This window comes from Amycolatopsis sp. NPDC005003 (assembly GCF_053600695.1).
Window position 1 is genome coordinate 83,578 of record NZ_JBSGAI010000044.1, and the last position, 11,719, is coordinate 95,296.

Genomic DNA, 11,719 nt, shown 5'->3' on the forward strand with positions numbered 1-11,719 from the left:
ATGGTGGCGAGGCGCACGGCGGTGGCCGTGGTGGGGGCGGGCCCGGCCGGACTCACGGTGGCGAACCTCCTGCGGCGCGCGGGGATCGGCTGCGTGCTGCTGGAAGCGCAGAGCCGGGCGTTCATCGAAGCGCGGCCGCGGGCCGGGTTCATCGAGGAGTGGGCGGTCCGCGGGCTCGAACGGCGGGGCCTCGGCGAGCAGCTCGTCGCGAAGGCGCCGCGGCACGAGAAGTTCGAGTTCCGGTTCGCCGGGCAGCGGCACGTCTTCCGCTACGGCGACGTCACCGGCCAGCGGCATTTCGTGTACCCGCAACAGCTTCTGGTGACCGACCTGGTCGAGCAGTACACCGATGCGGGCGGTGAAGCGGTCTTCGAGGTCTCGGACGTCGAGCTGCACGACCTGACGTCGGACTCCCCCGCCGTCACGTTCCGGGCCGGCGGCGCCGAACACCGCATCGACTGCGACTTCGTGGCCGGCTGCGATGGTGCCCGCGGCGTCTGCCAGGGCTACCTGCCGGCGGAATCGACGGTGAAAGCCCACCACGACTACGGAATCGGCTGGCTCGCCCTGCTCGCCGAGGCCCCGCCGTCCGCCGACGGTGTGCTGTTCGGCATCCACCCGCGCGGGTTCGCCGCCCACATGGCGCGCACGCCGGCGGTGACCCGGTTCTACCTGCAGACCGCGCCGGGCGAAACCGAAGCGGACTGGCCCGACGAGCGCGTGTGGCAGGAGCTGCACGCACGGCTCACCGTGCCCGGCGGGGAGATCACCGAGGGCAGGCTGTTCGAGAAGCGGATCCTCGACATGCACAACTACGTCGTCGAACCGATGTCGTACGGCCGGCTGCACCTGGCGGGCGAGTCGGCGCACCTGGTCGCCCCGATCGCGGCGAAGGGCATGAACCTCGCCCTGCACGACGCGTTCCTGCTCACCGAGGCCTTTCAGGCGTACTACGCGGGAAACCCGGCGCCGCTGGCCGGGTACTCCGCCGCGTGCCTGCCGCTGGTGTGGCAGTACCAGGAGTTTTCGCTGTGGCTGTCGGACATCTTCCACCACACCGCGGCCGCGGGCGAAAACCCGTTCGCGGCGCGCATCGCGGAAGCCCGGATGCGCCGCCTGCTCGGTTCGCCCGCGGCCGCGGCGGCGTTCGCGGAGCTGTACATCGGCAAGAACGCCGACCACTAGCTCCAGGCGATCTTGAACACCCAGGTGTAACGGCCCGCCTGCCGGGCCGCGGCCGGGACGTCGATCACCAGAGAACCGTTTTCGACGCTCCAGTGCAGGTTCCCGCGGTACCCGAGCATGGTCACCCGGTCCCCGCGGCGGATCGGCACCGGCGCGTCCACGACCACGCGGCTGCCCGGCGCGGCCAGCGAGTGCACGTAGAAGGCCTCGTTCTGCTTGACCGTGAACCGCAGGTCGCCGAGCTGGGCCATCCGCGACCAGTACGTCGTCCCGTAGATCGCCTCGCCGTTGACCTTCAGCCACGCGCCCGCGTCCCGCAGGTGCCGCTGCATGACGGCGGGGATGGTGCCGTCGAAGTCCGGGCCGATGTCGAGCAGGAAGTTGCCGTTCTTCGAAACGATGTCGACGAGGGTGCGGACGACCTCCTCCGCCGTCATGTAGCGGTCGTCGGGGGTCGCGCGGTTGTAGCCGTAGGAGAACGGGTCGAGGCCGCGGCTCGCCTCCCACTTCGCCACGACGGTGTTGGGGTACGTCGTGTACTCCGGGGTCGTGAAGTCGTGGTCGGGGATCCCGCCGCGGTCGTTGTAGGTGACGTCCTTGGGGCGCTTGCGGTTCTTCGCGCGGTTGAAGTACTCGGTGAGCACGGTCCGGCTGTCGTTGACGCCGCCGATGTCGAACCACAGGACGTCGGGGTCGAATTCCGTGATCAGCTCGAGGACCTGGGGCGCCTGGTAGTCGCGGACGAAGTCCTTCCCCGCGGTGTAGCCGGTGTAGGGCAGCGGCGCGCCGGTGTAGGGGTTGCGCGGCGGGTGGCCCATCCACGGGTTGTCGGGGTTGAACCATTCCGGCAGCGAGAAGTACAGGCCGTTGCGCAGCTGCGGGTTGTACTTCCGCGACGCCGCGAAGAGCTCGCTGACGATGTTGCGCTTCGGCCCGAGCTTCACCGAGTTGCGGTCACTGACCTTGGTGTCCCACAAGGCGAAGCCGTCGTGGTGCTTCGACGTCAGGACGTAGTATTCCGCGCCGGCGTCGGCGATCAGGTTCAGCCACGTGCGCGGGTCGAACTTCGCCGCGGTGAAGAGCGGGATGAAGTCGTCGTAGGCGAAGTTCTCGCCGTACTTCTGCCGGTGGTAGGCGTAGGTCGCGCCGTTCGGGTCCTGCTGGTTCTGCCAATACCACTCCGCGTACTGCTGCCCCACCGGCGCCCACGCGGGCACCGCGTACACACCCCAGTGGATGAAGATGCCGAACTTGGCGTCGGTGAACCAATAGGGCGCTCGGTGCGTCGAGAGGGACGCGTCGGTGGGCCGGAAGTCCGGGACGCCGAGGGTGATCGGCACCTGCTGGGTGGCGAGCGTCCCGCGGCCGGCGGTGACGCGGATCTGGCCGTTCGTGGTGGTGCCGGGCGGCACGGACGCGTTCGGCGCGAGGCCGAGCCGGACCGTGGCCTGCTCCCCCGGCGCCAGCGCGCGGATGGCCGCGGGCACGGTCGTCCGGCCGCCGGGGACGTCGACGGTGACGCTGACCCGGTCGCCCGCGCCGAGCCACACGGTCCCGGCGTTGACGATGGTCGCCTCGGCGGCCTGCGGCCCGCCGTCGGTCAGCAGGTTGGCGCTCGAGCGGCCGTCCAGGACCAGCGCCGAGCGGCCCACGGCGACCGGCTGGAGGGTGAGCGCGAAGACGTGCAGGCTCGACACGTTCGGCGCCGGGTTCGCCGTCGTGGGCAGGGTCAGCGCGACCGCCTCGCGGGCCGGGTCGATCCAGACCTGGCCGGTGGCCAGGGAAACCGGGTTGTTGTCGACGACGCCGCCGGGCGCGTAGCGGAACGGCGAGACGAGCGCGCCGCTGCCGGTGTACCAGTCGGGGCCGGACAGCGAACCGGTGCTCGTGCTGCCGTCGGCGTAGTGCACGGTCGCCGGGCCACCTGCCGCGCCGTAGCTGCCGGCGACCAGGAAGTAGGCGACGAAGTACCGGCCTTTCGGCAGGTCGATCCGCTGGCCGGTGGCGGCGATGTTGTTCTTCGCCCCGGCGGTCGCCGGGCCGAGCTTGAAAGGGACACCGCCGGCGGTGACGGTCTGTCCGGCCGGGACGTGCTCGGCCGGGAAGGTGTAGCCGGAGCCGTCGAAATCGCCGCCGGTGGCGGACGCGCTGTCGATGCCGTCGTTGGTGAACCAGGGGTCGAGGGCGACCGGGACCGGCGGCGGGGGCGGGACGATCGGCGTTTCCGGGCCGTCGGCAGCGGCGTCGACGGGGACGGCGGCGCCGGCCGGGGCGTGGCCGGCCACGCCGAGCGCGACAGCACCACCGAGGGCGATTCCGAGAGCTTGACGGCGGGGGAAGGTCGACACTGAACCTCCAGGGATCGGATGACTACGGCGGATTGACGACGGACGTCACCCTCAGGAGGCACACCCGTCGCCGACGGAACATGATTCATCCGATGAATGACCCTGCTTGGTCGCTCTCGCCGTGTCAAGAGGCCATCTGGAGCGATCGATGTGAACCACGCTCGTGTTCACCGCGTATCCCTAGGTAACGAGCTGCAGCACTCGCCGCCAGAACCCAGCCGCACGAAAGGCCAGACCGATGTCCACCGATCCGAACGCGCTGAGCCGCCGCGCGATCGCCATGCTCAAGGCGATCGCCGACGGGCGCGCCGAGCTCCGCTGCAGCTGCGAACCCGACCTCCGCGTGGACGGGCTGCCGTGCTGCGACCAGAGCACCGCCCACCACCTCGCCCGCGCCGGGCTGGTCAGAGCCACCCGGCTCGTCGCCCCCGGCCAGTGGGCGCCCGCCGAACTGACCGATGCGGGGTACCGCGCCCTGGGTACGTTTCCGGCAGCAGCTTGAGCCTCCCGCTCAAAAGCCGTGAAGGCCACCTCGCCCGAGGTGGCCTTCACGGCTTTCCAGCGCCGGACCGCCGGGAGAAAGCTCGAACTGCGCTGAACCGGCGGGGGCCGGCGGCCGTGCTTTGGGTGAGGGCGTCTCGCACACGCCCTCCGGGGTCACCACGACGCAACGATCCGGGCCAGCCTCCGCCCGATCGGGACCGGGTACCCCGGCGAGCGGCCGTCGCGGCAACGGCCACCTCGCGCGGGCCCGTCCGGCATCCCCAGAATCCCGGACGGGCCCGCCCCGGCCCCCTCCCCGGTCTCTCTGTCCTGAGTGTCACTGTCCCGGATCTTGTCCGGCCCCTCACCTGATCAGCGGTCCCCGAGCCGCGGACCGCGGGCGACGGTGGGGAGATGCGACGTTTCGTGGCCGTCGGCACGGCCGTCCTGGCGGGCTTGGGGCTGCTCGCGACGGCCGGCAGCGCGAATCCGGAAAGCGCTCCCCCGGGGTTCGGCCGGCACGCCGTCGGTGGCTGGGTCGGCACGTGGGCCGCGGCGCCCGCGGCCGCGGCGCCGAACACCCCCGACGGCTACCCGGGCTACTCGATCCGCAACGTCGTGCACACCAGCGCCGGCGGCGCCCGCACCCGCGTCCACCTCTCGAACGCGTTCGGCACCGCTCCCGTGACCTTCGGGCACGTCACGGTCGCGGTCCAGCGCACCGGACCGGACGCCGTGCCGGGCACCCTGCGGTCCCTGACCTTCGGCGGCGCACCGAGCGTCGTGGTCCCGGCGGGTGCCGAAGCGCTGAGTGATCCGGTCGGCCTCCGGGTCCCCGCCGACGCCGACCTGCTCGTGACGACCTACGTGCCGGCCAGGTCCGGACCGGTGACCTACCACCCGCTCGCGACGCAGGCGTCGTACTTCACCCGGGCCGGCGACTTCGCCGACAGCGAGTCCGGCACCCCGTACACCGAGCAGACGTCGGTGTGGCACTACGTCTCCGGCGTGGACGTCCAGGGCGGCGCGGAAGCCTCGATCGTGGCGCTCGGCGACTCGATCACCGACGGCTTCGGCTCGGCGGCGGGGGCCAACCACCGCTGGCCGGACTACCTCGCCGACCGGCTGCACGGCCGCTACGGCGTGCTCAACGCCGGCATCAGCGCCAACCGGCTGCTGCTCGACGTGCCCGGCTCCGGCGCGGGCCAGAACGCGCTCGCCCGCTTCGACCGCGACGTGCTCGGCGTCGGCGGGGTGCGGACGCTGATCGTGCTGGAGGGCATCAACGACATCCAGCAGACCCCGCACCAGACCGACCCGGGCGCCATCGCGTCGGCCTACCGCCAGCTGGTGGCGCAGGCGCACGCGCGCGGGATCCGCGTCCTCGGCGGCACGCTCACGCCGTTCAAGGGCTGGCGGGTCTACGACGACACCCTCGAAGCGACCCGCCAGGCGGTGAACGCGTTCATCCGCACCAGCGGGGTCTTCGACGGCGTCATCGACTTCGACGCGGCCCTGCGCGACCCGGCCGACCCGCTCCGCATGCTCCCGGCCTACGACTCCGGCGACCACCTCCACCCCGGCGACGCGGGTTACGAGCGGATGGCCGCCGTCGTCCGGCTCGACCGGCTCTGATCCCGCGGGATGAACAGCACGGCCACCAGGCTCAGCACCGCGACCGCCACCAGGTAGAGCGACACCGAAAGCGAGGTGCCCGTGGCGGTCTGCAGCGCGGTCGCGATCAGCGGCGCGAACCCACCGCCCAGGACCGCACCGATGGCGTAGGAGAACGAAGCTCCGCTGTAGCGGTACCGCGGCTCGAACAGCTCCGCGAACAACGCCGACTGCGGCCCGTAGGTGGCGCCGAGACCGATGTTGAGCACCACCACCGCCACGATCAGCCACGCCGTCGCCTTCGTGTCGACGAGCAGGAAGAACGGGATCGGCCAGACCACCAGGAGCACCGATCCGGCCAGGTACACCGGCTTGCGGCCCACCCGGTCCGACCACGCGGCCGAGGCGAGGATGCTCACCAGCCAGGTCACGCTGCCGACGATCACGACGACCAGCAGCGTGGTGCGGTTGATCTTGAGCACCGAGGTGCCGTAGGACAGCAGGTAGGCCAGGAAGATGTACCCGATCGCGGTGTTGGCGACGAAGCTGCCCGAGGCCACCAGCAGGGCCCGCGGCCGCTCGCGCAGCACCTCGACCATCGGCCGGCTGCTGCGTTCTTCCGCCTCCCGCAGCCGCGAGAACACCGGGCTTTCCTCGATCCGCAACCGGATCACCAGGCCGACGCCGACGAGCACGATGCTCGCCAGGAACGGCACCCGCCACCCCCACGAGGCGAACTGGGCGTCGGTCAGCGAGCGGCCGAGGACGAAGAACATCAGCTGCGCGAGGATCAACCCGGCCGGGACGCCGATCTGCGAGAAGGCACCGTACCGGCCGCGGCGGTCCTCGGGCGCGTGCTCCACCGCCATCAGCGCCGCACCGCCCCATTCGCCGCCCGCGCTCAGCCCCTGCAGCAGCCGCAGGACCAGCAGCAGGATGGGGGCCCACACCCCGATCGCGGAGTACGTCGGCAGCAGCCCGACGCCGACGGTGGCGAATCCCATCAGCAGGAGTGACAGCACCAGCATGGCCTTGCGGCCGACGCGGTCGCCGAAGTGCCCCCAGAGGATCCCGCCGACCGGGCGGGCCAGGAACCCGACCCCGAGCGTCGCGAAGGCGGCCAGGGTGCCGGAAGCGGGCGACAGCGTCGTGAAGAACAGCTTGCCGAACACCAGCGCCGTCGCCGTGCTGTAGATGAAGTAGTCGTACCACTCGATGGTGGTCCCCACCGCGCTCGCCACGGCGACCCGCCGCAAGGGCCGGGCCGCGACCGCGCGGCCGCTCACGACCCGGCTAGTGCGGCTGCGGGGACCAGGTCGTCCACGAGCAGGTCCATCAGCAGCCCGTCGTGCCAGCTGCCGTCCGGGCCGCGCTCGTAGGACCGCATCGTGCCGACCGGCCGGAAGCCGAGCGACGAGTAGAGCCGGATCGCCGCCTCGTTGCCGGCCGCGGGGTCGATCACCAGCCGGTGGTGCCCGCGCACCGTGAACAGGTGCTCGGCCAGCGTGCGGATGGCGTCCGAGCCGAGACCGCGGCCCTGGAAGTCCGGGTGCACCGCGATGTCGATGCCGGCGTGGCGGTACTGCGGGTCGGCCTCCTCGAAGGCCAGTTCGATGCCGATAACGGTGTCGTCGTATTCGATGGCGTAGGTCGTGGTGCCTTCGTCGGGGTCCAGCAGGTAGGACACCTGGGCGGCCACCGGCTCCTCGGCGTCGGCCCACCAGCGGGCGACTTCGGGGTGCGACAGGATCTCCTCGAACCGGGCGGCGTCCGGGGCGGCAGCTGGCCGCAGCCGGACACGGCTTCCGGTGATCAGGCCGGTCATCAGCCCAGTGTCGACCCCCGGAAGCCGCCTGTCGAGCCGGACTTCAGTGCCCGTTCCCGGTCAGTCCCAGCCCGCTGAAGTCGTGCCCCTTCGTGCCCTTCTTCCAGATCTCGCCGCTCGGGGTGGTGAACACCCCGGTGACGGTGTCCATCTTCGTGCCGACCGGCGGCAGCTCCGGCAGCTTCGCCATGCCGTTCTTGGCCATCTTGTCCAGCGCGGCCTGGTCGACGCCGGTGTACTCGGCCTTGATCACCAGGTGGTCGCGGATCGACTGCTCGAACGGGTTCGACGAGTTCGGGAACTTGAACTCGTTGCTCACCTGAACGTGGTACTTGATGCCGATCCCGTCGAGCCCCTCTTTCCGCCAGGCTTCGCTGTTCGCCCGGCCGATCAGTTCCTTGACGCTGTTTTCGATGCCGTTCTTGTGCGCGCTGTTGGCCTTGGTGCTCAGCGGCGTCATGTTGCTCGACGTGCCCGGGCCGCCGATGTTGTCGTTCTCGAGATGTCCCTTGACCCACTTCGCCTTCGGGTTGATCCCGTTGTCGGCCAGGTGCTTCTGCAGTTCGGGACTGAGCTGCTGGTTCTTGGCCGCCGTGTTGAGGTCCTCGACGTCGGTGAGGTGCCCCTTCTGCGGCGGGTTCGCGGCGTTGTTGGAGTCGCCCTTGCCATACGGGCGATCGCCGTCCCAGCGGCCGCCCTGGGTGCCGCCGCCCTGCTTGGTGCTGCGGCCCGGCCCCGGCTTGGAGGTCATGGGCTTCTTCGCCGGCGGCTGGCCGAGCTGGCCCGGGCCGTGCCCGCCGCCCGGCCGCTTCGGCGGCCGCGAGCCGCCGGCGCCGCCGCTGAGCGGCTTGCCGCACGGCGCCGTCAGCATCAGGCCCAGCGGGTCGACGGCGGCCAGCGGGTTCGGCACGTAGCCCGCCGGGTTCGGCGCCGGGCCGAGGCCCAGCGGGTCCTGGCTGAGGTACCGTCCGGTCACCGGGTCGTAGTAGCGGAAGACGTTGTAGTGCAGGCCGGTCTCGGGGTCGGCGTACTGCCCGGGGAACCGCAGCGGCGTGCCCCCGGCCGTGACGACCTTGCCCCACAGGCCCGACCGCGCCCGCCAGGTCAGCGTGCCGCCGGGCGCCACCAGCTCCGCGGGCGCGCCGATCTGGTCGGTGACCACGGCCTGCAGCCGCCAGGTCCCGTCCACGAGCTCGGCCTGGACGAGCGGCCGGTCGTCGCCGGGGTGCCGCTCCCAGGTCATGCTCCGCCGCCGGCCCTCGGCATCGGTGTGCACCTGCTCGACGAGCTGCGTGTCGGCCCACACGAAGTCGACGCGCTCGGCGACGCGGCCGTCGGCGGTCAGCCGCAGCTTCGCGATCCGGCGGCCGAGCGGGTCGTAGCGGTAGCGCCACTGGGTGCCGTCCGGGGTGCGCACGCCGATCAGCCGGTCCACCGCGTCCCAGGTGAACGTCCAGGTCAGGACGCCGCCGGGGATCTGCACGTGCCGGGCGACCAGCCGGCCCTGCGCGTCGTGGGCGTACGCCACCGCGCCCGCGCCGGTCAGGGTGTTGGCGGCGTAGCGGCGGGAGCCCACCTCCGCGTCGACCGGCCAGGTGCCGTCCACCGCGGTCTCGGTGAGGTTCCCCGCCGCGTCGTAGCGGAAGTTCTCGCGGTGGTCGGCGGCCGCGACCTCGACGACCCGCCCGGCCGCGTCGTAGCGGTACTGCGTGACGCCGGTCAGCGCGTCCGTGACCGCGGCGAGCGAGCCGTCCGCGCGGTAGTCGTAGCGCCGCTGCTGCACGGTCCCGGCGGCGGGGGTGGAGACGACCTGGCCGGTCAGCCGGTCGCCCGCGTCGAACGACTGGACCAGCTCCAGCGCGCCGTCCACCGAGCGGCGCAGCTCCCGGCCGGCCGCGTCGTGCTGGAACCGGACGTCGTGCCCGGCGAAGGCGAGCGCCGCCGGGTGCCCCGCCGCGTCCTGCGTCCAGTGGCTGTCCGCCCCGGACGGTGTGCGCCGCGCGAGCACGGTCCCGTCGTCGGCGTAGGAGAACAGGACGCTGCGTCCGTCGACGGTCTCCCGCAGCACCCGGCCGTCGGGATCCCGCTCGAACTCGAGCACGACGTCGTCGCCGGTCGCCCGCACCAGCCGGCCCATGGGGTCGTAGGCGTACGTGGTGATCCCGGTCGGCGTCTGCCGCCGGACGACGTTGCCGAGCGCGTCATGGGTGTAGTCGACCGCTTCGCCGAGCCCGTTGACCGACCGCACCAGCTGCCCGGCCGCGTCGTAGGCGAACCGCAGCACCCGGCCGTCGAAGTCGCGTTCCTCGACCAGCCTGCCCACCGCGTCGTACCGGTAGTGCCAGGTCAGGCCGAGGGGGTTGGTGACCGACGTCAGGCGCAGCTCGGTGTCGTAGCCGTACACCGTGCGGGCGCCGGTGGCGTCGACGCTCGCGGTCCGCAGCCCGAACGGGCCGTATTCGGCGCGCTCGACCGCCCCCACCGGGTCGACGTGCTCGATCTCGTTGCCTTCGGCGTCGTAGCGCCACTGCTCGCGTTCGCCGGTCCGGCCGGTGCGCGCGGCGCGCAGGCCTTCCACCGTCCAGTCGAAGCGCACCTGGCCGCCGAAGACGTCGGTGCGCACCCGCGGCCTGCCGAACAGGTCGCGGTAGTCCTCGCCGCCGTCTTCCGGCCGCTCGAGCAGGCGCTCGTAGTCGAACTCGCCCGAAACCCCGATCTGCTCGGTGGCCAGGTCGGGCACGCCCTCGCCGAGTTCGCCCGCGTACTCCCGGCGCCACGTCCGCTCGCCGTCGGTGAAGCTGGCGAACAGCGGCTGGGCGGGGTCCACGTTGAGGTCCACAGTGGACCCGTCGGGCCGGGTGACCGAGGTGGGCCTGCCGAAGGCGTCGTAGGTGTAGGTCGTCGTGCGGCCCAGCGGGTCGGTGCGCGAAAGCAGCCTGTCGAACCGGTCGTGGACGTATTCGGTCACCGCGCCCAGCGGGTCGGTCTCGCGCACCACCTGGTTCAGCTCGTTCAGCTCGAACGTCCAGGTGTGGCCGAGGGAGTCGGTGTGCCGGGTGACGCCGGGCTCGTACGCGAAGCTCCCGTCCAGGTAGCCCTGGTCGCCGACGGTGCGGACGCAGCGGCCCGCCTGGTCGTAGACGTAGCGGTACCAGGCGCCGGTGCGGTCCTGCCAGCCGGTGATCCGGCCGTCGGTGTCGTAGTCGAACCGCATCGGGCGGCCCGAGGAGTTCACGACGGCGTCGAGCCGTCCGCGGTCGTCGTAGCCGAACGAGGTGACCGGCACGGTCAACGTCCCGGCGGCGTCGACGACGGTCAGCTCGCGCAGGCGGCCGCCTTGGATGCGCAGGTCGACGCGGTACCCGTCGGAATGGCGCCAGGAAACCGGCCGGCCGTCCTCGTCGTGGGTGACGGCGATCGTGCGCCCGTCGCCGCCTTCGATCCCGGTCAGCGGCAGGACGCGCACGCCCCGCGCCGGGGCGGGCCCGGACGGCGCGGCGAAGGTCAGGGTCCGCCGCTGCGCGGGGTCGTCCAGCAGCCAGGCGCCGGTCTCCTCGTCGATCGCCAGTGTCCAGCGCGGCCCCTCCAGCGGGAACACCGGATCGCCCCCGCGCACCGGCAGCGGGTAGACCAGGATCATCCCGTCCGGGGAGAAGTAGCAGGCGTGCTCGTCGTCCAGCTCCAGCCGCTGGTCCACTGTGGACGCCCAGGAGGCACCGAACAGCCGGCCCGCGCGGTAGGAGGACACGTGGGTGCGCTCCAGCACGAGCGCCAGCGGCCCCGGGAAGTCGACGTCGGCCTGGGCCAGCACCATCTCGCCGGTCGCGACGTCGATCGGGTCGGACTTGCAGACCCGGTCGTCGGCGCCGACCCCGCGGTCGCGCGGGGTGTCCGGCTTGTTCGACGACGGGCTCGTGCTGTCGGGGCCCTTGCCGCCGCCCTTGCCCGCACCCGAGGGCGTGGTCGAGCCCCCGCCGGGGGAAGGGTCCGGGCTCTTCGGGGTGTCGTCGGGGCCTTTGGAAGCCGGGGGCGGGTCGGTCTTCGGCGGCGGGTCGCCCTTGGCGCCGGAAGTGCTGGTGCCGTCGCCTTTCGCGCCCGAAGGCGTGGTGCCGTCGCCCTTCGGCGGCGGTGCGTCCGGGCCGCCCTTGCCGTTGGGGCCGCCGATGTCCTTCGGGCCGCTCTTGATGTCCGCGTGCTTCGGCGGCGGCGCGGTCTTACCCGGCTTGATCTTCCGCAACGCCTTCGCCGCATCCGAAAACAGATC

Annotated in this window: 7 protein-coding genes; 3 read left to right on the top strand and 4 right to left on the bottom strand. The window is 72.1% G+C overall.

What is annotated here, in order from left to right; all coding sequences use genetic code 11:
* A complete protein-coding gene (locus ACWED2_RS38140; RefSeq protein WP_449695378.1) occupies positions 1 to 1,185 on the top strand; it encodes a 4-hydroxybenzoate 3-monooxygenase in 1,185 nt (394 codons plus the stop codon).
* Here ACWED2_RS38140 and ACWED2_RS38145 read toward each other — a convergent pair.
* Positions 1,182 to 3,533, bottom strand: coding sequence for an alpha-L-fucosidase (locus ACWED2_RS38145; protein ID WP_449695379.1), 2,352 nt, complete (start codon positions 3,531 to 3,533; stop codon positions 1,182 to 1,184). The genes ACWED2_RS38140 and ACWED2_RS38145 overlap by 4 nt on opposite strands.
* 238 nt (positions 3,534 to 3,771) lie before the next feature.
* Here ACWED2_RS38145 and ACWED2_RS38150 point away from each other — a divergent pair, with 238 nt between their 5' ends.
* Positions 3,772 to 4,035 carry a hypothetical protein gene (locus tag ACWED2_RS38150; protein ID WP_449695380.1) on the top strand — a complete coding sequence of 88 codons (264 nt, stop codon included), beginning with the start codon at positions 3,772 to 3,774 and terminating at the stop codon, positions 4,033 to 4,035.
* A gap of 395 nt (positions 4,036 to 4,430) precedes the next feature.
* On the top strand, positions 4,431 to 5,651 hold the full coding sequence (locus ACWED2_RS38155; RefSeq protein ID WP_449695381.1) for an SGNH/GDSL hydrolase family protein: 1,221 nt from the start codon (positions 4,431 to 4,433) through the stop codon (positions 5,649 to 5,651).
* Here the strand turns inward: ACWED2_RS38155 and ACWED2_RS38160 are convergent.
* The 3 genes from ACWED2_RS38160 to ACWED2_RS38170 all read right to left on the bottom strand — a co-directional run.
* Positions 5,609 to 6,916: an MFS transporter gene (locus ACWED2_RS38160; RefSeq protein WP_449695382.1), complete on the bottom strand. Its 1,308-nt coding sequence runs from the start codon at positions 6,914 to 6,916 to the stop codon at positions 5,609 to 5,611. The genes ACWED2_RS38155 and ACWED2_RS38160 overlap by 43 nt on opposite strands.
* Positions 6,913 to 7,455 carry a GNAT family N-acetyltransferase gene (locus ACWED2_RS38165; protein ID WP_449695383.1) on the bottom strand — a complete coding sequence of 181 codons (543 nt, stop codon included), beginning with the start codon at positions 7,453 to 7,455 and terminating at the stop codon, positions 6,913 to 6,915. The genes ACWED2_RS38160 and ACWED2_RS38165 overlap by 4 nt, the downstream gene beginning before the upstream one ends.
* Positions 7,456 to 7,498: 43 nt before the next feature.
* Positions 7,499 to 11,719: DUF6531 domain-containing protein (locus ACWED2_RS38170; protein WP_449695384.1), on the bottom strand; the 4,221-nt coding region annotated here is incomplete at its 5' end.

Coding starts and splice junctions, on each gene's coding strand:
- ACWED2_RS38140 (WP_449695378.1), top strand. CDS start 1: ATGGTGGCGAGGCGCACGGCGGTGGCCGTGGTGGGGGCGGGCCCGGCC.
- ACWED2_RS38150 (WP_449695380.1), top strand. CDS start 3,772: ATGTCCACCGATCCGAACGCGCTGAGCCGCCGCGCGATCGCCATGCTC.
- ACWED2_RS38155 (WP_449695381.1), top strand. CDS start 4,431: ATGCGACGTTTCGTGGCCGTCGGCACGGCCGTCCTGGCGGGCTTGGGG.
- ACWED2_RS38165 (WP_449695383.1), bottom strand. CDS start 7,455: ATGACCGGCCTGATCACCGGAAGCCGTGTCCGGCTGCGGCCAGCTGCC.